Genomic DNA, 20,969 nt, shown 5'->3' on the forward strand with positions numbered 1-20,969 from the left:
CGTCCGTTGCGCTCCCGCTCCTGTCTGTTGGTCCTCCGCGGGGTTCGGCGCTGAACGCCGGACGACGAGCCCCTGGACGTCACCGTGGACGAGATGGCTATCCCTCCACGACGTTTTCCTCGCCGACGATGGACTTGAGCGTCTCGTCGTAGGTTGCTGCCGCTTCTTCAGGAGTAGCGCCGCCGGTAATCACGGCTTCCGTGGCCTCCTGGATCGCGGTGGAGATTTCGGCGTAGTTCGATGTGGCTGGGCGATAGTGCGTCACGTCCACCACTTCAGATACAGCGCCGACGAACGGATTGGCCTCGAGGTACTCGGGAGCCTCGGCAATGTCCGTGCGTACTGCGATCTGTGAGTTGTCGATGGTGTAGGAGAGCAGGTTCTCCTGGTTCATCGCGGTGGTGAGGAACTCGAATGCGAGGTCCGGATTCTCAGTTCCGGCACCGATGGCCAGCGTCCAGCCGCCGGACATGCTCACCGCGCCCGGCTCCTGGCCGTTCTGCGTGGGGAACGGCGCAACCCCCATGACGTCTCCGTATTCCGGCCACGCGAACTGCCCGCCTTCCTGCCAGAACGACGGCGCGTAGGAACCTTCGACGGTGGCGCCCATCCGGTTCTCGGGCAGCAGGGTGCCGATGACTGTCTGCCAGACGTTCGGATCCAGCGCTTCGGCAGGCGTTACGGCGAGTTCCTCGTCGTAGAGGGTCTTCAGGAAGGCCAACGAGTCAACAAATCCCTGGGAACCGGCGATCCACTTCTGGGACGATTCGTCGTACAGCCCGCCGTCCTCGGCTCCGTACAGCAGTTCGTAGAAGCTCTGCATGACCGTGCCCTCGCCGGTGCCTGTTCCCGCATACATGCTGAACGGCACTGCGTCGGGCTGGGATTCCTTCACGGCACGGGCCATCTCGAGCAGGTCGTCCCAGTTCTCGGGCTGCCAGGGCACCTCGACGCCGGCGTCCTGAAGGACCTGCTTGTTGTACCAGATCACGCGGGTGTCGGTGCCCAGGGGCACCGCGTAGGTGCTGCCGTCGTCGGCCTTGCCTGCTTCCTTTGCCGCCTCATTGAAGCTGTCCCACTCGTCCCAGCCCGCCAGGTGCTCGTCCAGGTTGAGGAGATAGCCGGCCTCAACGTCGGAACGGAGGCGGAACGTGTCCTCGTAGAAGACGTCGGGAGCAGTGTCCGGCGAGCGCTGCGAGAGTGCCAATCGGGTGTTGTAGTCCTCGTCGGTGCCCTCGACCGGTTCGAGTTCGACGGTCACGCCCTCATTGGCTGCCTCGAACTGTTCCTTGGTGGTCTGCATGAGGGTGTCCAGCGGTGATTCATCGCCGGTCTTTTGGTAGATGATGCGGAGTGTTTCCCCGCCTGCATCATCGGTGCCGCCACCGCCGCCCGACGCACAGCCACTGAGTGCGAGGAGTGCGACGAGGGCCGCTGCTGAAAGGGTTTGTGAGGCGCCGCGCATAGTTTCTCCTTCGAAACCGGCATCGGGAGACTTGCCGTTACCGGGAATAGTACATCGACTGGATTTAAGCCACAACGGTCTGTGCCTGGCCGCTCACTGGGCGAGCATGAGGCGCTCGGCCCGGGGACCCAGCGTCTGTTCAAGCAGCAGGCAGGCGGCGCCGACGGCGGCCACGTCGTCGGAGATTCTGGTTGACACGAGTTCCAGCGGATGGATGCTTCGCGCGGCCCGGTAACTCGGCAACGACGACGGCATCACTTCCAAGTAGCGCTTCGCCAGCGGCTCCCAGAACGGCCCCCCGAAAACCACGCGGTCCACGTCCAGGAGGTTGGTGACCACGGAGACTGCTCGGGCGGTACGGACGGCGGCCCGGTCGAGGATTTCATTCGCCAGCTCGTTGCCCTCCTCGGCTATGGCGCACAGCCGCAGGAGCCCGTCCGCCACGTCACCGTTGCGGTGGCGCTCCCCGTTCAGGACGCCGAGGGCCTCGGCCTCGCGCACCAACGACTGCGGATCACACGTGACGGCAATGCAGCCGCGCATGCCGCATGAACATTCGGGTCCGTTTGAATCCGTGACGATGTGCCCGATCTCGCCCGCGTTCCCGGACGTCCCGCGCAACACCTCGCCGTCAACCACGATGCCGCTGCCGATACCCGTGCCGATATAGACGAAGACGAAACTGCGGGTGCTCTCGTGGCCGCCAGCCCAGATCTCCGCAACAGCCGCGGCCGTGACGTCCTTTTCGACGAAGACGGGCATGTCCGTGGCCTCGGCCAGCGCGTCCCGCAGCGGCACCCGGCTCCACCCCCTCAGGAGGGGAGGGTCGACGACGGCGCCCGCCGGCTGGTCGATCGGCCCGGGAGGCGCTACCCCGATGCCCTCGATACGGGCGGGATCGACTGAAGACTCCTCGATCAGCGCCCGCACTTCATCGGCAATGATCTCGATGATTCGGGCCGGCTCGGTCTCCACCGGGGTTTCCCGGACCCGGCGTTGAAGCACCACTCCCATCAGGTCCATCAGCAGGACCGTCATGACGGCGGGGTCCAGGTGCACTCCGATCGCAAAGCGGCCCGAGGGATTGATCCGCAGGATGGTGCGCGGCTTTCCGGGACCGGAACCCGCCTTGCCGGCCTCGACGATGAGCTCCTCGGCCAGCAGGCGGCGCGTAATGTTGGAGACGGCCTGCGGGGACAGACCGATCAGCTCAACCAGTTCCACCCGGCTGAGCCCCTCGCTGGAGCGCCTGATGGCGTCAAGGATGACGCTCTGGTTGAAGTCCCCCATGCGGGGAAGGTTGGTGCCACGGCGCACGTGCGAACCTCTCATTGCCAGAGTCATTGCCAGGGTCTTCGCCAGGGTCATTGCCAGGGCTACTGGTTGCCTGATCTTACAGTTGTATCTCAGCACGGAATCCGGCACGTCGATAGACTCGGGCGCAGCGGGTTAACGTATGGGACAGATAATCCGGACGAAGGGATCCAGACGCGTGGGCGCAACCGGCATGTCCGAAGCTGCTGCAAGCAGGGCCCTGGTGGTCGATTCCAATCTCGAGGTACTCGACGAAGTCGCGAACAGCCTCCGGAATGCGGGGTTCGACGTCGCCACCCTCAGCGAAGTCGACCACGCGATCGAGACAGCCCGTGTGAGTACGGCGGACGTCGCCGTCGTTGGTGGAGATATTGCCCTGAAGTACCTCTCGACCATCGCAAAGGAAGCGGACCACCTACTGCCGCGCGATATCCCGGTGGTGTTGACCGTCGATTCGGCGGAGCAGGTCACCTCCCACCCGGAACTGGCGATGCGCTCGAGCGATTATTTGCTGCGGCCCTTCACTGCCGATGAGCTGGTGCACCGGGTCCACACAGCAATCCACCGCAACCAGTTGCGGATGTCACGCCGCACGGAATCGGCGTATCTGCGTGAGCGGGTACGAAGGATTTCGGACGAGATCCGTCATACGAATTCACCGACCGAGATGGTCGAGCTGGCCCTTCGGGGCGTAGGCGAAGCGATGGACGCTGAAACGGCCACCCTCTTCATCTTCGATGACACCCGGCTGACGTGTACGTCGTCGCGTTGGCAGAGCGGTGAAGGCATGGTGGCGGCCCCGGACGTCGGGGAGTACAGCGAGGAACTGCAGAAGCTCGGTAGCGAGCTGTGGAAGGCTTCCGGTTCGCTGGCGGTGCTGGATGGAAAGAGCGACGGCCTTCCCGAGCATCTGCGCGGACAGTTGCCCGGCTTGAAGGCCCGGATCGATGCCTTCGGAGGAAGCGGCCTGGTACTGCCTGTCGGAGAGGGCGCGCGCCCGTTCGGGCTCTTTTGGCTGGTCGCCGACCGCGGTCAGCGACGCTGGACCAGCGCCGAAATCGCCCTGCTGCAGCACCTACTCGGGAACCTCGCGTACGGCATGGTCCAGGGCGAGCTGATTCTCGCCCAGCAGCAGGTGGTCGAACGCCTGCAGGAGCTCGACGCCGCCAAGGACGGCTTCGTGGCAACTGTGCACCACGAGCTGCGCACCCCGCTGTCCTCGATCCTCGGCTATGTGGAACTGCTCCAGGACGGGGACGCCGGCGACCTTCCTGGTCCGGCTCAGCGGATGCTCGGAATCATCGAACGCAACGGCCAACGCCTGAGCACACTCGTGGAGAACGTGCTCGCCCTGTCGGTGCTCGACGCCGGCACTGAACTGGGCTCGGCACGAATCGATATCGAACAGCTCCTCAACACCGTTGCCACCGACCTGCTTCCAATCGCCGGCGCCAAGAACGTCAAGGTCCTGGTCCTCCCGGCCCCGGACACACAGGAAGTGCTGGGGGTCTGGGAGCTATTGGCCCGGGCCTTCGTCAATGTGCTGTCCAACGCGGTCAAGTTCACGCTCGACGGCGGATCGGTCACCGCCCGCTTTGCATCGGACAGCGAGACCGTCCGGGTGATGATCGAGGACAGCGGCATCGGGATCCCGCCGGACGAACTGCCTCACCTGCTGACCCGCTTCTACCGGGCTTCGAACTCCGTGTCGGCCGAGATACCCGGGACGGGACTCGGCCTGTCCATCACGGCCGCAGCCGTGGAACGGCACGGAGGAAAGCTCTCCGTGGAGTCCGAACTGGGTGTCGGGACCACAGTCACCGTGGAGCTCCCGCGGGCATGAGCACAAAAAACGAACCACGTTCCCACTTGTGGGCCCGATTCTGGCAAGGTACTGGGTATGGCAACTGAATCCTTTGAGCGTACAGCCGTGGTGGTGGAGGATGATTCCGACATCCGCGAGCTCCTCGCGCTGACGCTGTCGATGATCGGCTTCAAGATCATCGAAACCGCGAGCGGCAAGGAAGCCATCGACCTTGTCCAGGAACACCAGCCGGACCTGGTCACCCTGGACCTCAACCTCCCGGACCTTGAGGGCATGGAAGTATGCCGGCAGATCCGGCCGGTCACCGACGCCTACATTGTCATGATCACGGCGCGCGTCGAGGAGATCGAGCGCGTGGTCGGACTTGAGATCGGTGCTGACGACTTCATCATCAAACCGTTCAGCCCGCGCGAGGTCCGCGCGCGCGTCGGAGCGATGTTCCGCCGCCCACGGTCCATGCAGGAGCAGGGCGCGCCCGCCGAAGGAGCTCCCGAGCCGGCAGCGGCTGAGCAGGACGGGGAGGCCGTCGTCGAGCATGGCGCACTGTCGGTGGATATCGACGGGCGCGTAGCGCGCCTTCACGGCGAGGAACTGCCGCTGACCCGAATCGAGTTCGATCTGCTCGCAACGCTGATCACCGGGCCGCGGCGCGTGTGGACCCGCGAGAGCCTCCTCGCACGTGTCTGGGGTGAGGGCTGGACCGACGACCACCACCTGGTGGAGGTCCACATCCGGAATCTGCGGAAGAAGCTCGGCGAAGACACACGGGATCCCCGCTACATCAAGACGGTCCGCGGCGTGGGGTACCGGCTGGTTCCGATCGGCTAACTGCGCTTCCGCTAGCTGCAGGTTTCGTTGCTTTCACCGGCCAGGTCTTTCATTGGCCAGGTAGGCCAGGAAGGTCTCGGCCTCACGCCTGAGTGCGGGCAGGAGCGGGACCGTGGAGTCCTGCTCATAATCGGCCAGGCACTGGCGCACCACGTGCTGCAGCCGGGGTGCGCCCACCATGGTTGACCCCACCTTGAGAGTCAGCAGGGTGGAGGTGGCAACCTCGTAGTCCCGCGCTCGAAGGCCCATCGCGAGCCTCTCCAGGCGTTCGGGCAGGAGCCTGGCGAAGTTGTCGCGGTAGCGAAGCGCGTCCTCCCGGTTGGGCAGCTCGTCCGCAAGTTTGGCAAGCGCTTCAGGCTGATGGACAGGCAGGTTGCGGGGCACAAATTCCACCGGCGGCACAGCCGATGCCGGCTCCGACCGGGACTCCCGGTGCAGGCTCCGCTTCAGCCAGGTCATCGCGTACGCTCCTAACCTCTGGCAAACAAATAACCTCCGGGCCGGCGAACGGTCCGGCCCGGAGGAGCATAATCACCGGATCACGCGACGCTGCGGTTCGGCAAAACTCGGGACGGCCGTCTAAGTCGGGAAACTCGTCCGGCGTCATATCCACTGTGAACCACCATCCTCAAGAGAATCGGAGAAGCGCGGCGAAGGTTTCCTCAAGAAACCTCCGCGGCAGGCCTGGCTTAAGGTTCCCGCCCGTCGAGCGGGGCTGACGGTGTGTTGAACTAGAGTCGACAGCACCCACCGCGGAACACCGGCAACTCGACGAGGAGGCAGACGGCATGGCCGGCACATCGGGCAAACGCCCACCCACCGCGCAGGCCTTCGCCCTTGCCGAGCTCCGCCGCATGATCATCGCCGGCGAGGTTGAACCCGGGCAGCCGCTGCGCCAGGACGCGCTGGCCGAACGCCTCGGCGTAAGCCGGGTACCCCTGCGCGAAGCCTTCAAGATTCTCGAGGGCGAAGGCCAGATCGTCTACGAACCGCACCGCGGGTTCAAGGTAGCCCGGCTATCCCTCGAGGACCTGCTGGAGGTCTACCGCATCCGCAAGCTGCTGGAAACGGAAGCAGCCTCCGCCGCCGTCGAACGCGCGGACAGTTCTGTGCTTCAGGCGATGAAGGATGCCGCCCGCGAGGTGGAGGACGCCAGCGCGGCGGCCGACATCCTTCCCATGACGGAAGCCAACCGCCGGTTCCACTTCGTGCTGTTGTCAGCGTCCGGAATGCCGCGCCTTGAGAAGCTCATCCAGGTGCTCTGGGACGCCACGGACACCTACCGCTTTGTCTACTACGGAACCCCGACCAACCGGGAACGTGTGGAGGCGGAGCACAACCTGATCATCGACGCGTTTGCCGCGCGCGACGCAGAACGCCTGGTCAAGCACCTGGACGAGCACCGGGACCACGCCGTCGACGCCCTGCGAGCCTTCCTCGATTCTCGGTAGACGGTCCCAAAGAGTTCCCGTAGCAGCCGACGGCAGCCGATCGCCGCAAAACTGTAACCTCCATCGTCAGTTACCTCTGGTAACTTCAGTGTGACCGCGGTTACACTAGATGCAGGATTTGTATACAATCTCCAATAACTCTCGCTTCAACGACCTACTTTCAACGACGAAACAGAGGATCGCTCTTCGTGGAGAACTGGCTCGGACTCACTGAACGGCGCGTGCTGATCGCAGGCGCCGGAGGCATTGGTGAGGCCTGCGCAGGAGCCTTCACCGCGGCGGGGGCACAGGTACTCGTCGCCGACATCGACTCCTCCCGGCTTGAGCAGCACGAGCGCTCGCTGACGGCTGACTTCTCCACGAAACAGGGATGCGAGGACGCCGTCGAACAGGCCGCCGCGGACCTTGGCGGCATCGATGTCCTGGTTCACGCCGTCGGCATCAACTCCCGCGTCCCCCTCCTGGACACCGACGACGACGAATGGCAGCGCACGCTCGACATCAACCTCTCCAGCGCATTCCGCCTGGGCAAAGCCGCCGGCAGGCACATGGTTGAGGCAGGCTGGGGCCGCCAGGTCTACTGCTCGTCCGTCTCGGGTCTCCTCGCTCACCCCGACCACGGACCCTATGCCGCGAGCAAGGGCGGCATCAACCAGCTCATGCGCGTCATGGCCCGGGAGTGGGCACCGCATGGCGTCACGGTCAACGCGATCGCCCCCGGCTACACCGAAACAGACCTCACCCGAGCACACCTCGACAGGCCCGGAGTCCGGGAACACTACACCTCGCTGGTTCCCTCGGGACGGCTGGGCACCGTAAATGACCTGACCGGGCCCGTTCTCTTCTTGGCCTCCGACCAGGCGGCCTTCGTTACCGGTCACGTGCTCTACGTGGATGGAGGGCGGACCCTTGTCTGATCTGACCAGCCCCTTCCCGCTCCTGCTCCCGGACTCCCTGTCCGCAGCCCAGAAGGAGCTCTACGACACCCTCACTGCCGGCCCCCGCGCCAACGGCCCTTTCACCATCCGGCACGACGACGGCACCCTCGCCGGTCCCTTCAATGCACTGCTCTTCGCTCCTCGGATCGGTGACGCCGTGCAGGCCCTGGGCGCCGCGCTGCGCTTCGGCGGCGGCCTGACCGACCGCACACGGGAACTCGTCATCTGCGCAGTCGCCGCCGCACTGAACTCCGAGTACGAGTGGTACGCCCACAGCCGCGTCGCTCTCAAGGCAGGCGTTACCGATGAGGAGCTGGACCGCATTGCAGCCGGGGAAATACCCGCGAGCGCGTCGGATCCAGAGAAGGCAGCGCTGGCGCTGACCCGGGAACTGCTCGCGGAGAACGGCATCACCGAACGGACCCACTCCGCTGCCCGGCAACACCTCGGGCTGGACGGAATGACCGAGGTGTCAATCCTCACGGGGTACTACCGCACCCTCGCAGGACTTCTGACCGTGGCCGGTGCGGGCGCACCGGCCGACAACGCTTCACATCAACCCATCACTGAAGATCAAGGGAGAAATCCATGACCAGCACCACCAACAGGGCTCGCGGACCGCGCATCGTTGCCGCCGCGATCCTTGCACCGGCACTGTTCCTGAGCGCCTGCGGCAGCCCCGTCACCGACGGCGGCGGTGGCGAAGGCGGAGGCGGCGCGGAGGGCGGCGACGGCGGTACCCTCTCCATCGCAACCGGCGGCACCGGCGGTGTCTACTACCCGCTGGGCGGCGGTTTCGCGACCGTCATCCGCGAGAACGTCGAGGGCTACGATGCCACCGTCCAGGAGACCAACGCGTCAGTTGACAACATGCTGCTCATCCAGAGCAACGCCGCACAACTGGCGTTCTCGGTGGGCGACGTTGTCGCGGACGCCGTGGAAGGCGTCAATGACTTCGAGGGCCAGCCCCTGGAGATCTGCTCCCTCGGCAACATCTACAACAACTACCTGCAGACCGTGACGGTCGAGGGCACGGGCATCCAGTCCATCGAGGACATGCGCGGCAAGGTTGTCTCCGTGGGTGCACCCAGCTCGGCAACCGAAGTGGCAGCGCTGCGCACGCTGGAAGCCGCGGGCTTGGACCCCGAGACGGACATCGACCGCCGCCAGCTCGGTGTAGCCGAGACGGTGGCCGCGCTCCGTGACGGCACCATCGACGCCGGATTCTGGTCTGGCGGCCTGCCCACCGGTGCACTCATCGACCTGGCAGCGGACGGCGACATGGTGATCATCCCGATCGGCGAGTACGCAGCACCGATGGCCGAGGAGTACGGCGAGTACTACGTCGAGAGCGAGATCCCCGCGGAGACCTATGAGGGCCAGACCGAAGCTATTCCCGTCATCGCCTCGCCGAACATCCTCGTTGCCTCCAAGAGCATGGACGAGGAGCTGCAGCAGAACATCACTGCCGCGCTCTTCGACAACAAGGATCAGCTCGTCCAGGTGCACCCCGCCGCGGAGGAGATGGACCCTGCCACCGCAGCTGATGTCCCCTTCGTCGAGACCTGCCCCGGCGCCCAGGCCTACTTCGACTCGGCAGGATAAGGCGAGCCAGGAAAAGGGCCGATCAGCGAGATGCGCAAGCTGGCCGCCGTCGTCGTAATCCTTGCGAGCCTGGGCACGCTGGGAGGAAGCAGCGCGGGCAGCGCCGGTGAACCCCGGCGCTACCTGGCGGTGATGAACGACGACGGCGGGCTGGCGCAGGTGCCGCTGGCCGGCACCACCTTCGCGGTGAGCTACCGCAACTCCATCTATCAGACGCTCGCCGAGGAGCGTTACGAGGTGCTCGGGGACGGGTCGTTCCGGCTGGTCGAGATCGCAGCCGACCAGCTCGCCGTCCTCGAGGAGTACTACGCCGTTCCCGGCACCCCTGTCCCGGCCGATGATCAGGACCGGCGGAACTACGTGGTCCCGCCGAACCCTGACCGTCCGGCTGTCTTCCAGACCCTCTCGATCGCTGCCACAGACCTGGGGCAGCGCACCCTCCACGTTCCCGGAGAACCACCGCTTGAGCTGTGGGAGCTTGTGGGGAACGACAATCCATACGTTGTGTTGAACATCAAGGAGACCCAATGACCGAGCGAGGCTCCCACCGGGCTGAGGCATCCAACGCCGCAAGCCCGGCGCCTACCCTCAAGGGCTCACCAGACCCGGACACCGACGACGTCGCCATCGATGAAGAGGCGCTGATCGCCGAGTTCGAAGCCGAAAAACCCGCGCGGCACACCAGCGGAAAGCCGGACCTGATTATCAAGATCGTCGGTGTGGCGTTGTCCGCGTTCGGGTTGTACTGGGTTTTCAACCCGATGGCCACGCAGTTCTACCTGCCGGCGTTCCTGATGATCGGCCTGGCGATGACGTTCCTGGTGTACCGCGGCTGGGGCAGGTCCGACAAGGACCGTGAAGCCGGCAAGGCTGACAACCCGCACATCGCCGACTGGGTGCTTGCCGTCGTCGCCGCCGTTCCGTTCGCCTACATCATCAGCGACTGGGACGGCTTCTTCCGCCGCGCCATCATCCCCACCTACCTCGACCTGATCATGGGCACGATCGCCATCCTCGTGGTGCTCGAAGCATGCCGCCGGACGGTGGGCATCCTGGTGCCGATTGTGGTGCTCGGATTCTTCGCCTACGCCTACTTCGGTCCCTACTTTCCGGACCCGTTCCAGACGTCGTCGTTCGGGTGGATCCGGCTGGTGGGCCACAACGTGATGGGCACGCAGGGCCTGTTCGGTGTGCCTACGGACGTTGCGGCGACCTACATCATCCTTTTCACCATCTATGGCGCGGTGTTGACGGCATCCGGTGCCACAAAGTTCTTCATTGATCTGTCCTTCTCGGCGTTCGGGCAGTCCAAGTCCGGGCCCGGACGTACCGTGACCCTGGCCGGCTTCCTGCTCGGCACCGTGTCCGGATCGGGTGTTGCCACCACCGTCACCCTCGGTGGTATCTCCTGGCCGCTGCTGAAGAAGGCCGGCTATCCCAAGGAACACGGCGGCGGTGTGCTGGCTGCGGCCGGTATCGGCGCAATCATGTCGCCCCCGACCCTTGGCGCTGCGGCGTTCATCATCGCAGCACTGCTGAACGTGTCCTACCTCGAGGTTCTGATCTGGGCCACGATCCCCACGCTGCTGTACTACCTGGGCATCATCCTGGCCATCGAGATGGACGCCCGTAAGTTCAAGACCCACGCGGTGGACATCGAGACCAAGCCGGTGGGCAAGCTGCTGCTGCGCTTCGGCTACCACTTCAGCTCGCTGATCGCGATCGTGGTGTTCATGGCCCTGGGCATGACGCCGTTCCGCGCAGTGGTCTACGCAACCATCCTGGCGTTCATCCTCAGCTTCCTCGACCGCGAATCGTGGATGACGCCGAAGCGGATCTGGGAGGCGTTGGCTGCCGGCGCGCACGGCGCGCTGTCCGTCATTCCCGTGATGGCCGCGGCGGGCCTGATCGTGGGCATCATGACGCTGACCGGCCTGGGCCTGAAACTGGCGAACATCATTGTGGACTTTGCCGGCGGCTCACTGTTCCTTACGGCACTGTTCTCGGCGATCTCCGTGATCCTGCTCGGCCTGGCAGTTCCGGTGACAGCGAGCTTCATCATCTCCTGGGTGATCATCGGCCCTGCCCTGCAGGACGTCGGGGTGCCCGCCTTCGCAGCGGCGATGTTCATCTTCTACTACTCGGTCCTCAGCGAAGTGTCCCCGCCCACCGCGCTCAGCCCGTTCGCGGCGTCGGCCATCACCGGCGGCAAGCCGATCAAGACCATGTGGCTCACCTGGCGGTACACGCTTTCGGCATTCCTGGTGCCGTTCGTGTTCGTGCTGTCGGGCCCGGGCATCGGCCTGCTGATGCAGGGCGGGGTCGGCACGGTGTTGCTGGCGCTGGTTGTTTCGGCGGTCGCCGTCGCTGCCCTTGCCGTCGCCACCGGCGGCTGGGTGCTGGGGCCGGCCAACGTCGTCGAGCGCGTGCTGATCGGGCTCGGTTCGCTGCCGCTGTTGGTGATGGAGCCGATGTACATCGGGATCGGCGCGGCGCTGATCGCCGTCGGGCTGGTGCTGCATGTGATCCGGGTGAAGAGAAATCAGCACAAGCACAAGGACAGCACGAAGGACGCCACGACGACGGCGGCGGAGACCCGCGCGCCCAGGACCGCCTCGTGAGCGTGCTGTGACCGAACCGCTGTCCGGACGGCCTGTCACCACCCTGCTGCAGGCCGTCTCCGTCACCACCACCGGGGTACTGCCGGCGTTCCTGCTGGGCGCGCTGGCAGTACAGATCCGCGACGACCTCGACCTGGGGCCGGCGCAGATGGGCATCGCCGCGGCAATCCTGTTTGCGGTGTCCGGGACGCTCGCCCGTCCCCTGGGCGGGGTTGTGCAGCGAATGGGTGCCGGACGGGGCATGGTTCTCTCGGCCGCGCTGGCCACCGTGGCTCTGGCCGGTGCCGGTGCAGCCCCTACTTTCCCTGTCCTGGTGGCTGCCCTGTTCATCGGCGGACTGGCCAACGCCACCGCACAACCTTCGGCGAACCTCGGTATCTCGCGGAGTATCGGCAGCAACCGGTTGGGCCTGGCCTTCGGTGTGAAGCAGTCGTCGATCCCGGCGGCGTCGCTGCTGGGCGGGCTGGCCGTTCCCGGCATCGCACTGGTGCTCGGCTGGCGGTACGCGTTCTTTGCAGGCGCCGTGCTGGCACTGTGCCTGGCCGGGTGGGCCCTTCTTCGGGGGCAGGCGCAGGGAACCACGACGGCGGTAGGCGAAGCAAGGGACCGCGGCACCCCCCGCGGCGGCCTGGTGGTGCTGACCATCGGTGCGGGGCTGGCGGCTGCGGCTGCAACGTCGCTCGGTGTGTTCCTGGTGGACTCAATGGTGCAGGCGGGCATCGCGCCGGGCACTGCGGGTCTAATCTTCGCGGGCGCCGCGGTGCTCGGACTGGGGATCCGGATCCTGCTGGGCACTCTGATGGACCGGATGCCCACCCGCAGCCCCTACGTACTGATGGCCAACCTGCTGGTGGCCGGCGTCGTCGGTTATCTGCTGCTCAGTGTCGGAACGCCGGCGCTGATGGTTGCCGGGACTCTCCTGGCGTACAGCGCGGGCTGGACATGGCCGGGGCTCCTGCATTTCGCCGTCGTCCGCGATAACCGGCTGGCGGCCGCCTCCGCCACCGGCGTGGTGCAGACCGGGCTCTCGCTCGGTGCGGCCGGCGGGCCGCTGCTGTTCGGGTTGCTGGTGAGCGCGACGTCGTACTCCACCGCCTGGGTGGTGGCCGGCGTCGTCGCTCTGGCGGCCGCCCTGACCTTCCGCATCGCACGCCGAATGATCCGCAAATCAAGAGGACTTCCAGTGCCTAACCTATTTTCGATTCGCAATCGCTTCACCCCCTCGGTCAAGGAGACTTCATGACAGCCACCCGCTACGGGATCATCGGCGGCGGTATCCTGGGGACCGCCGTCGCGCGCCGGCTGCTGCAGCAGCAGCCCGATGCCCAGGTGACGGTGCTCGAGAAGGAGCAGGAACTCGCCGCCCACCAGACCGGACGCAACTCCGGCGTGGTGCACGCGGGCCTGTACTACATTCCCGGGTCCCTGAAGGCGACCCTGTGCCGGCGGGGCGTGGGGCTCTTGAAGGAGTACTGCGGCGAGCGTAACCTCGCCTATGACGAAATCGGCAAGGTACTTGTCGCCCGCAACGCCGAGGAGGAATCCCGGCTGGGCGGCATTCTGGACCGCGCCCGGGCCAATGGCGTCCCGGGTGTGGGGATCATCGGCTGGGATGAGCTTCGGGAAATCGAGCCGCACGTCGAGGGCGTCGCCGGGCTGCACTCCCCCTCCACAGCGATCGTTGACTACGGGGCGGTGACGCGCGCGCTGGCGGACGACGTCGTTACCGCCGGTGGCACTGTGCACACCGGCTTCGAGGTCACCGGGCTGACCACCCGCGGCAATGAGACGCTCGTGACCGGGCGGCACAACGGAACCGAGACCTGGGAGATCTTCGACTCGGTGATCATCTGCGCCGGGCTGCAGTCGGACCGCGTTGCCAAGCTGGCGGGCGACAAGGAGGACCCGAAGATCGTCCCGTTCCGCGGCGAGTACTACCTGCTGAAGCCGGAGAAGCGTTCGCTCGTGAAGGGCCTCGTGTACCCGGTGCCCGACCCGCGCTATCCGTTCCTCGGCGTGCACCTGACCCCGCGGACCGACGGCGAGGTGATGGTCGGCCCCAACGCGGTGCTGGCGCTGGCCCGCGAGGCGTACGGCTGGGGCACGGTGTCCCCGCGCGACCTGGGCGACGCCGTCGGCTACCCCGGCTTCCGAGCCTTCGCCAAGCAGCACTGGCGCACCGGTGCCGTCGAAATGCTGGGCTCCCTGAGCAAGCGCCGGTTCGTGAACGAGGCGCGAAAGTACGTGCCGGAACTGACAATCGACGACGTCGTTCCCGGCCCCAGCGGCATCCGCGCCCAAGCGCTGGACCGCGACGGATCGCTGGTGGACGACTTCCGCATCACCCGACACGGCTCCGTGCTGGCGGTGCGGAATGCGCCGTCGCCGGCTGCGACGTCGTCGTTGGCTATCGCCGAGCACATCGTCGCCGAAGTTCTTGAAGTTGCCGCCTCCGACCGGAAGGAAACTGCATGACGCATCTGAAGAAGGGCCTCTGGGGCGTGCTGGCCACGCCGTTCACCGGGCCGCAATTCGCCCTCGACACCGAGTCCCTCACCCGCGAGGTGGAGCTGTACACGCGCATCCCCGCCACCGGCATGGTGGTGCTCGGGGTATTCGGTGAGGGCGCGACGCTCGATACCGGCGAGCAGATCCTCGCCATCTCTACGGTGGTGGAGGCGACCGGTGAGACGCCCGTCGTCGTCGGGTTGTCCTCGCGAACAACTGCGGTTGCGATTGAGCAGGGCCGGACGGCGGTCAACGCCGCGGGGCCGAACCTTGCGGCGCTGATGGTGCAGGCAAACACTCCGCAGCCGGACGTCCTGGTCCAGCACCTCACCGCCGTCCACGACGCGACCGGCGCCGACATCGTGCTGCAGGACTACCCGGTCGCTTCGGGCGTGAAGATCAGCACGGCACAGATCCTCGCCGTAGTCGAACGGTGTCCGTTCATCGCGGCCGTGAAGTCGGAGGCGCCGCCGACCGCTGCGGCGATCGCCGCGCTGACGAGGGCTACCGATGTGCCGGTGTTCGGTGGGTTGGGCGGCGTCGGGCTGCTTGATGAACTCGCCGCGGGCGCGGCAGGTGCCATGACCGGCTTCTCCCATCCGGAAGCGCTGCAGCTTGCCATCACCGCGCACGACGACGGCGGCTTCCGCGCTGCCCGCGACGCCTTTGCACCGTGGCTGCCGCTGGCGAACTTCGAAGGCCAGCCCGGGATCGGCCTGGCGCTGCGGAAGGAGATCCTGAAGCGGCGCGGCATCATCGCCGAGGCGCTGGTCCGGCCGCCCGCACCGACGCTGCCTGCTGAGCTTGCCGACATGATTGACGCCCACCTCGACGCTGTTAAGGAGCTTGCCTAGATGGATACCGGACTCAAAGGGAAGAACGTGCTGGTGCCGGGGTCGAGCTCCGGCATCGGGCTGGCCATCGCGCAGGCGCTGGCAGACGAGGGCGCCAACGTGGTGCTCGCCGCCCGCCGCGAGGACGTGGTGCAGGCCGAGGCCGGGAAGCTGCCGTCCGCCGTCGGAATCGGACTGGACCTGAACGAGGACGGTGCGCCCGAGCGACTGGTTCAGGAGGCCGAGAAGGCGTTCGGGCCGATCGATGTGCTGGTGCTCAACAGCGGCGGGCCGGCTCCGGGAGGGGCGGTCGACGTCTCGGATGAACAGGCGCTGGCCGCCGTGAACCAACTGCTGCTGCAGCACATCAAGCTCGTGTCACTGGTGTTGCCCGGGATGCGGGAGCGGGGCTGGGGGCGGATTGTCGCCGTCGGCTCCTCCGGAATCCAGAGCCCGCTGCCGAACCTGGCGCTGTCCAACATCGGCCGCGCGGGGTTGGCCGGGTACCTGAAGACTCTTGCCAACGAGGTCGCCGCCGACGGGATCACCGTGAACATGGTGCTGCCCGGCCGGATCGACACCGACCGGGTGGCGTCGCTGGATGCCGCCGCGGCGAAGCGGACAGGCAAGACCCCGGAGGAAGCGCGAGCGTCCTCTGAGGCGACTATCCCCGCGGGCCGGTACGGCAAGCCGGAGGAGTTTGCCGCCGTCGTCGCCTTCCTGGCGAGCGAGCGCGCAGCATACGTGACCGGTGAGCAGATCCGCTGCGACGGCGGACTGGTGAGGAGCTACTGATGAAGAACACCCTGCACTTGTGCGCGATCCGCGAGGGCGATTCCGAGGTCGCCGCGGTGGTACATCCGTCCCGCGGACTGGCGCTGGTCCTCGAACTGGTTCCCGGGTTCCACGGCGACATCCGCGATGTGCTCACCGGTGGGTTGCTGGACCAGCTTGAGTCCGCTGCCCTCACGGCCGACGACGATACCTTCCGGGACCCTGCCTCCGTCGAGTACGGTGCGCCCTACCGGCATCCGCGGATGCTGTGGGGCATCGGGCTGAACTACGTGGAGCACGCGTCCGATCTGTCCGAGGGTGTGCCGGAGGAGCCGGCGTCGTTCATCAAGGGCGACCACACCGTCATCGGCCCCGGCGAGGATATTCCCATCCCGTCGCAGAGCGAGCGGACCACGGCGGAGGCGGAGGTCGCCGTCGTCATCGGAAAGTACTGCCGCAATGTGGAGGTGGAGGACGCGCTGGACTATGTGGCCGGCGTCGTGCCCGTGCTGGATCAGACGGCCGAGGACATCCTGCAGCGGAATCCGCGCTTCCTGACGCGGTCGAAGAACTTCCCGGGCTTCTTCTCGTTCGGGCCGCGAATTGTGCCGCTGGCCGAGGCGGTGGGCGACGGAATGCTCGCAGACATGGAGGTGTCCACGGTGGTCAACGGCGAGGTGCTGCGGGCCAACACCGTCTCCCACATGCGCTACAGCCCCGAGTACCTGATCAGTTTCCACTCGAAGGTGATGCCGCTGTACCCCGGCGACATCATCTCCACCGGCACACCGGGCGCGATCCACATCAAGCCGGGAGACGTCGCTGAGGCGCGGGTGGCCCGCGTCGGCACTCTGACCAATCCTGTTGTCCAGGGGCCGTGAACCCCCTCGTTGAGTTGGCAGGACACACCCCTTTATAGGCACCTTTCGGGGCGTGTCCTGCCAAGTGAACGTACTAGCAAGTAAGGAGACGACGCCGATGGGCACCTCTGGAGCTGCCGGTCCCCTTGCGGGCATCCGGGTGGCGGACTTCTCGCGCGTGCTGGCGGGACCGTACGCGTCGATGATGCTCGCCGATTTCGGAGCGGACGTCATTAAGGTGGAGAGCCCGGCCGGGGATGACACGCGGTCGTGGACGCCGCCGGTCGACGCGCACGGCGTCGGCACGTACTTCTCGAGCGTGAACCGGAACAAGCGCTCGGTGGTTTGCGACCTGCGGACTGACGAGGGACTCCACCGGGCGCGTGAGCTGGCGCTGAACGCCGACGTCGTCATCGAGAATTTCCGGCCCGGCGTGATGAAGAAGTTCGGGCTGGACTACGAGACGCTGCACGCCGAGAAGCCCGACCTCATCTACTGCTCCATCACCGGATTCGGTGCGACGGCGGGAGCCCACCTTCCCGGGTACGACCTCCTGGTGCAGGCGGTCGGCGGGCTGATGAGCGTCACCGGGTCGCGTGATTCGGAGCCGAGCAAGGTGGGCGTGGCCCTGGTGGACGTGCTCACCGGGCAGAACGCCGTCGTCGGAATTCTGGCGGCGCTGAGGCACCGGGACGCGGCCGGGCGGGGGCAGCGGATTGAGGTGAACCTGCTGTCGTCGCTGCTGGCGGGGCTGGTGAACCAGGCGTCGAGCACGCTGGCCACCGGCGAGGCGCCGCAGCGGATGGGGAACGCGCATCCGTCGATCGCGCCGTACGAGACGCTGCGCACCGCAGACGGGCCGCTCGCCGTCGCTGTGGGGAACGACCGGCAGTTCGGCGCGCTGGTGCGGATCCTCGGGATCCCGCGGCTGGCTGAGGACCACCGGTTCCGGACCAATACGGAGCGCGTGGCGCACCGCGTCGAGCTGAAGGCGCTGCTCGAGGAGCAGCTGGCCGGGCGGCCCGCCGCCGAGTGGTCCGCCGTCCTGTCCGCCGAGGGCGTGCCGGCCGGGAAGGTGAACTCCATCAAGGAGGCGCTGGAGTTGGCTGGGCAGCTAGGGCTGGATCCCGCCGTCGTGATGAACGACGACGCCGGCCCGCGCACCAGCCACCAGGTCGCCAACCCGATCCATCTGTCCGAAACCCCAGCCAGCTATCGGCGCCTGCCGCCGTTGCTCGGCGAGCACGACGGCGCGGCGTTCGCGTCGCTCTCCCCTGCGTCTGTCTCCCCCACGTCCACCACCACCTCCACCTCGACGGGAAAGTAAGAACCATGACTGTTGACCTGTTGTCCATTGACTCGCTCCTGTCTGAGGAGGAGTTGTCGCTGCGTGCGCGTGTCCGCTCATTTGTGGAGTCGGAGATCAAGCCGAACATCGCCGGGTGGTACGAGGATGCGGTGTTCCCGCTGGAGATCGTGCCGAAGATGGCGGAACTGGGGCTGCTCGGCATGCACATCAAGGGGTACGGTTGCCCCGGCCGCAGCTCGGTGGAGTACGGGCTGGCGGCGATGGAACTGGAGGCCGGCGACTCGGGGCTGCGGACGTTCGTGAGTGTGCAGGGGTCGCTGGCGATGAGCGCTCTGGCCAAGCACGGGTCCGAGGAGCAAAAGAACGAGTGGCTGCCGCGGATGGCCAAGGGCGAGGTGATTGGCTGCTTCGGGCTGACAGAGCCGGGGTCGGGGTCCGATCCGGGGTCGATGACCACCAACGCCCGGCGCGACGGCGACGGCTGGGTGCTCAACGGTGCCAAGCGGTGGATCGGGCTGGCAACGGTTGCACAGGTCGCGATCATTTGGGCCATGACCGACGACGGCATCCGCGGCTTTGTGGTGCCGACCGACTCGCCGGGGTTCACGGCGACCGCAATCACGCAGAAGCTGTCGATGCGGGCGTCGATCCAGTGCGACATCACGCTTGAGGACGTGCGACTGCCGGAGTCGGCGATGCTGCCGAACGCGAAGGGGCTGCGTGGGCCGTTCGAGTGCCTGAACGAGGCGCGGTACGGGATCATCTGGGGTGCGATGGGTGCTGCGCGGGACAGTTACGAGGCGGCGCTGGCGTATTCGAAGGAGCGTCTGCAGTTCGGCAAGCCGCTGACCGGGTATCAGATCACGCAGCAGAAGCTAGTGAACATGGCGCTGGAGATCAACAAGGGAACGTTGGTCGCCCTGCAGACCGGACGGCTGAAGGATGCCGGGACGCTGGAACCGTGGCAGATCTCTGTGGGGAAGCTGAACAACTGCCGCGAGGCGATCCAGATCTGCCGGGAGGCGCGGGCGATGCTCGGCGGCAACGGGATCACCTTGGACTATTCGCCGCTGCGGCATGCGAACAACCTGGAGAGCGTGCGCACGTACGAGGGCACCGATGAGGTGCACACCCTGATCCTGGGCAACAAGATCACGGGTACGCAAGCGTTCCGGTGAGCGCTGGGTCTTCGGATGTCCCGGGGAGCTTGCGTTGATAGACCACGCCGACCAGGTCGCATCGACGGTGGCGTGTCCCTTGCTCACCTGTTCAAGACAAGGCAAGATTCCGAGAGGCTTGGGAAGCAGAAGAGGTGACTCTTGCCCGCCAACACGCCATCGTCGATTAGCTCATTGATCGAGTCTGGAGAAACACCTTGGTCCAACAGCTCTTTCCCGGGCGATCTAAATCGGCAGGCGTGCGGTGATGCCTGTCTTGGGAGGGCGCTATATTTGGGAGGGCTTGTCTGGCACGGTCGAGTGCTGAACGGCCAGGTCACCCTCCTCAGTTTGCCCGCGCCTGATCTTGCCACCGAGGAAGGTGAAAAATACACATAGTCGCCCATCGAGTACGTTGCTGACAAGTCAAGCCAAAGTGGGCGGCATCGGAGCCATTCCGGCACACCCTAGTGTTCGCCTTTTTGACGGTGTTTCGGGAGAGCCTTCAAATGAAGATAGCCATGGGAAGCACCTGTATAGCCGGTCCGCTCACAATCGCGTCGGGAACGTCCAGATTGAAGTCATCTGAGTTCGTAACCGAATTGAGAACGTCGTTCGCCAAGGCAGGTCCTGCCACTCCAAGAACTGTTCTTCGCATCAGATTTATGGATTGGCCTTCCTCCAGCACTCTGGTCACCTTTCCGATGACGCGGAACTCGCCAGCGCGCAGATGCTCAGTTGTGGTGGCGGAGTAGTAAAGCGAAGCCACCGTGACCACGGCTTCGAGCTCGTGTTCGGTCCGAAACAGAAGATCGTGGACAGGCGCTGACTTTATATCTTGACTCATCCGCCGCAACACACGAATGCCCTCTTCCGAAGGATTCTCCTCGACGACTGGTTGCTGGACTTGATGCTGTGTCGAGGCTTTGACTGCGGGATTGCCAGAGCGACTCTTTTGAGCTCTAGTCTGAACCGTAGGCGCAGGTTCGACCTTCGCCGGCTCATCCTCCTCGATATAGGGCAGAAACGCATCGAAGAACGCAAGGACATTCTCAATTGGGTTCCCTAGGAACTCACCAGAAAACTCTACCAACTGCCCATTCTGCACTTCAGTGAGCTGACCGGGATCGTCAAGGCGAATCGTTTTCCCATCTTCGGTCAGGTAGTCATATAGCAGGTTGAAGAGGCTCGCCTCAGTATGATGTCGTTCCGTTTGAGATTCAACCTGGGTTTCGTCCCGATTTTGCTGGCTCCCTTCGCCTTCGAAGTTCGCGTCACCAATCGCGAAGAGCTTCGCACGAATTCCCCCACGAGCCTTCAGAAATCGCTCACGAGCCCCAGTGGCAGTGGTCCTTTCGCTCTCCGAGACCGAAACTCCGCCTTCAAGATGCGCAAGAAAACTCAACATCATTTGCACATCTAGATAGATGGGGTGGGCCAACCCGTAGCCAGCATCATTCTGAATGGTCACAAGTTCACCA

General features: G+C 65.6%; 19 protein-coding genes. 15 read left to right on the forward strand and 4 right to left on the reverse strand.

Going from position 1 to position 20,969, the window contains the following annotated elements; genetic code table 11:
* Nucleotides 1–97: 97 nt before the first annotated feature.
* The gene (locus tag GC088_RS13430; RefSeq protein ID WP_323959492.1) at nt 98–1,465 is read right to left on the reverse strand and encodes an extracellular solute-binding protein; all 1,368 of its coding nucleotides are present in this window, start codon (nt 1,463–1,465) and stop codon (nt 98–100) included.
* A 93-nt stretch (nt 1,466–1,558) separates the two neighbouring features.
* The gene (locus GC088_RS13435; protein ID WP_323959493.1) at nt 1,559–2,797 is read right to left on the reverse strand and encodes an ROK family transcriptional regulator; all 1,239 of its coding nucleotides are present in this window, start codon (nt 2,795–2,797) and stop codon (nt 1,559–1,561) included.
* A gap of 124 nt (nt 2,798–2,921) precedes the next feature.
* Here GC088_RS13435 and GC088_RS13440 point away from each other — a divergent pair, with 124 nt between their 5' ends.
* Both GC088_RS13440 and GC088_RS13445 read left to right on the forward strand, forming a co-directional pair.
* Nucleotides 2,922–4,622 carry an ATP-binding response regulator gene (locus GC088_RS13440; protein ID WP_323959494.1) on the forward strand — a complete coding sequence of 567 codons (1,701 nt, stop codon included), beginning with the start codon at nt 2,922–2,924 and terminating at the stop codon, nt 4,620–4,622.
* A 57-nt stretch (nt 4,623–4,679) separates the two neighbouring features.
* Nucleotides 4,680–5,432 (forward strand): winged helix-turn-helix domain-containing protein, encoded by a 753-nt coding sequence (locus tag GC088_RS13445; RefSeq protein ID WP_323959495.1) that lies wholly within the window; start codon nt 4,680–4,682, stop codon nt 5,430–5,432.
* 33 nt (nt 5,433–5,465) lie between these two features.
* On the opposite strand, the gene GC088_RS13450 is transcribed toward GC088_RS13445, so the two are convergent.
* A complete protein-coding gene (locus GC088_RS13450) occupies nt 5,466–5,891 on the reverse strand; it encodes an Hpt domain-containing protein (protein WP_323959496.1) in 426 nt (141 codons plus the stop codon).
* Between the two features lie 329 nt (nt 5,892–6,220).
* Here GC088_RS13450 and GC088_RS13455 point away from each other — a divergent pair, with 329 nt between their 5' ends.
* The 13 genes from GC088_RS13455 to GC088_RS13515 all read left to right on the forward strand — a co-directional run bounded on the left by GC088_RS13455 (nt 6,221) and on the right by GC088_RS13515 (nt 19,509).
* The gene (locus tag GC088_RS13455; RefSeq protein WP_323959497.1) at nt 6,221–6,883 is read left to right on the forward strand and encodes a GntR family transcriptional regulator; all 663 of its coding nucleotides are present in this window, start codon (nt 6,221–6,223) and stop codon (nt 6,881–6,883) included.
* Between the two features lie 188 nt (nt 6,884–7,071).
* Nucleotides 7,072–7,800, forward strand: coding sequence for an SDR family NAD(P)-dependent oxidoreductase (locus GC088_RS13460; RefSeq protein WP_323959498.1), 729 nt, complete (start codon nt 7,072–7,074; stop codon nt 7,798–7,800).
* Nucleotides 7,793–8,413, forward strand: coding sequence for a carboxymuconolactone decarboxylase family protein (locus GC088_RS13465; protein ID WP_323959499.1), 621 nt, complete (start codon nt 7,793–7,795; stop codon nt 8,411–8,413). The genes GC088_RS13460 and GC088_RS13465 overlap by 8 nt, the downstream gene beginning before the upstream one ends.
* The gene (locus GC088_RS13470) at nt 8,410–9,426 is read left to right on the forward strand and encodes a TAXI family TRAP transporter solute-binding subunit (protein ID WP_323959500.1); all 1,017 of its coding nucleotides are present in this window, start codon (nt 8,410–8,412) and stop codon (nt 9,424–9,426) included. Before GC088_RS13465 ends, GC088_RS13470 begins: the two co-directional genes overlap by 4 nt.
* Before the next feature lie 30 nt (nt 9,427–9,456).
* Nucleotides 9,457–9,957, forward strand: a complete 501-nt coding sequence (locus GC088_RS13475) for a hypothetical protein (protein WP_323959501.1) — start codon at nt 9,457–9,459, stop codon at nt 9,955–9,957.
* Nucleotides 9,954–12,047 carry a TRAP transporter permease gene (locus tag GC088_RS13480; RefSeq protein ID WP_323959502.1) on the forward strand — a complete coding sequence of 698 codons (2,094 nt, stop codon included), beginning with the start codon at nt 9,954–9,956 and terminating at the stop codon, nt 12,045–12,047. The genes GC088_RS13475 and GC088_RS13480 overlap by 4 nt, the downstream gene beginning before the upstream one ends.
* 7 nt (nt 12,048–12,054) lie before the next feature.
* Nucleotides 12,055–13,290, forward strand: a complete 1,236-nt coding sequence (locus tag GC088_RS13485) for an MFS transporter (protein ID WP_323959503.1) — start codon at nt 12,055–12,057, stop codon at nt 13,288–13,290.
* Nucleotides 13,287–14,522, forward strand: a complete 1,236-nt coding sequence (gene lhgO, locus GC088_RS13490; protein ID WP_323959504.1) for an L-2-hydroxyglutarate dehydrogenase — start codon at nt 13,287–13,289, stop codon at nt 14,520–14,522. Before GC088_RS13485 ends, lhgO begins: the two co-directional genes overlap by 4 nt.
* A complete protein-coding gene (locus tag GC088_RS13495) occupies nt 14,519–15,409 on the forward strand; it encodes a dihydrodipicolinate synthase family protein (RefSeq protein ID WP_323959505.1) in 891 nt (296 codons plus the stop codon). The genes lhgO and GC088_RS13495 overlap by 4 nt, the downstream gene beginning before the upstream one ends.
* Complete coding sequence (locus tag GC088_RS13500; protein WP_323959506.1) at nt 15,410–16,183, forward strand: SDR family oxidoreductase; 774 nt, start codon at nt 15,410–15,412, stop codon at nt 16,181–16,183.
* The gene (locus GC088_RS13505) at nt 16,183–17,043 is read left to right on the forward strand and encodes a fumarylacetoacetate hydrolase family protein (RefSeq protein WP_323959507.1); all 861 of its coding nucleotides are present in this window, start codon (nt 16,183–16,185) and stop codon (nt 17,041–17,043) included. Before GC088_RS13500 ends, GC088_RS13505 begins: the two co-directional genes overlap by 1 nt.
* A gap of 97 nt (nt 17,044–17,140) precedes the next feature.
* Nucleotides 17,141–18,349, forward strand: coding sequence for a CaiB/BaiF CoA transferase family protein (locus GC088_RS13510; RefSeq protein ID WP_323959508.1), 1,209 nt, complete (start codon nt 17,141–17,143; stop codon nt 18,347–18,349).
* A 5-nt stretch (nt 18,350–18,354) separates the two neighbouring features.
* Nucleotides 18,355–19,509 (forward strand): acyl-CoA dehydrogenase family protein, encoded by a 1,155-nt coding sequence (locus GC088_RS13515; protein ID WP_323959509.1) that lies wholly within the window; start codon nt 18,355–18,357, stop codon nt 19,507–19,509.
* A 484-nt stretch (nt 19,510–19,993) separates the two neighbouring features.
* Here the strand turns inward: GC088_RS13515 and GC088_RS13520 are convergent, their stop codons facing one another.
* Nucleotides 19,994–20,959, reverse strand: a complete 966-nt coding sequence (locus GC088_RS13520; RefSeq protein ID WP_323959510.1) for a DUF6414 family protein — start codon at nt 20,957–20,959, stop codon at nt 19,994–19,996.
* Nucleotides 20,960–20,969 lie beyond the last annotated feature (10 nt).

It is taken from the genome of Arthrobacter sp. JZ12 (assembly GCF_035189165.1).
Taxonomy (GTDB): Bacteria; Actinomycetota; Actinomycetes; order Actinomycetales; family Micrococcaceae; genus Arthrobacter_D.

Bases quoted from the DNA above. Each gene is read 5' to 3' on its own strand.
- GC088_RS13430 (WP_323959492.1), bottom strand. From the start codon at position 1,465: ATGCGCGGCGCCTCACAAACCCTTTCAGCAGCGGCCCTCGTCGCACTC.
- GC088_RS13435 (WP_323959493.1), bottom strand. From the start codon at position 2,797: ATGAGAGGTTCGCACGTGCGCCGTGGCACCAACCTTCCCCGCATGGGG.
- GC088_RS13440 (WP_323959494.1), top strand. From the start codon at position 2,922: ATGGGACAGATAATCCGGACGAAGGGATCCAGACGCGTGGGCGCAACC.
- GC088_RS13445 (WP_323959495.1), top strand. From the start codon at position 4,680: ATGGCAACTGAATCCTTTGAGCGTACAGCCGTGGTGGTGGAGGATGAT.
- GC088_RS13450 (WP_323959496.1), bottom strand. From the start codon at position 5,891: ATGACCTGGCTGAAGCGGAGCCTGCACCGGGAGTCCCGGTCGGAGCCG.
- GC088_RS13455 (WP_323959497.1), top strand. From the start codon at position 6,221: ATGGCCGGCACATCGGGCAAACGCCCACCCACCGCGCAGGCCTTCGCC.
- GC088_RS13470 (WP_323959500.1), top strand. From the start codon at position 8,410: ATGACCAGCACCACCAACAGGGCTCGCGGACCGCGCATCGTTGCCGCC.
- GC088_RS13475 (WP_323959501.1), top strand. From the start codon at position 9,457: ATGCGCAAGCTGGCCGCCGTCGTCGTAATCCTTGCGAGCCTGGGCACG.
- GC088_RS13480 (WP_323959502.1), top strand. From the start codon at position 9,954: ATGACCGAGCGAGGCTCCCACCGGGCTGAGGCATCCAACGCCGCAAGC.
- lhgO (WP_323959504.1), top strand. From the start codon at position 13,287: ATGACAGCCACCCGCTACGGGATCATCGGCGGCGGTATCCTGGGGACC.
- GC088_RS13495 (WP_323959505.1), top strand. From the start codon at position 14,519: ATGACGCATCTGAAGAAGGGCCTCTGGGGCGTGCTGGCCACGCCGTTC.
- GC088_RS13500 (WP_323959506.1), top strand. From the start codon at position 15,410: ATGGATACCGGACTCAAAGGGAAGAACGTGCTGGTGCCGGGGTCGAGC.
- GC088_RS13505 (WP_323959507.1), top strand. From the start codon at position 16,183: ATGAAGAACACCCTGCACTTGTGCGCGATCCGCGAGGGCGATTCCGAG.
- GC088_RS13510 (WP_323959508.1), top strand. From the start codon at position 17,141: ATGGGCACCTCTGGAGCTGCCGGTCCCCTTGCGGGCATCCGGGTGGCG.
- GC088_RS13515 (WP_323959509.1), top strand. From the start codon at position 18,355: ATGACTGTTGACCTGTTGTCCATTGACTCGCTCCTGTCTGAGGAGGAG.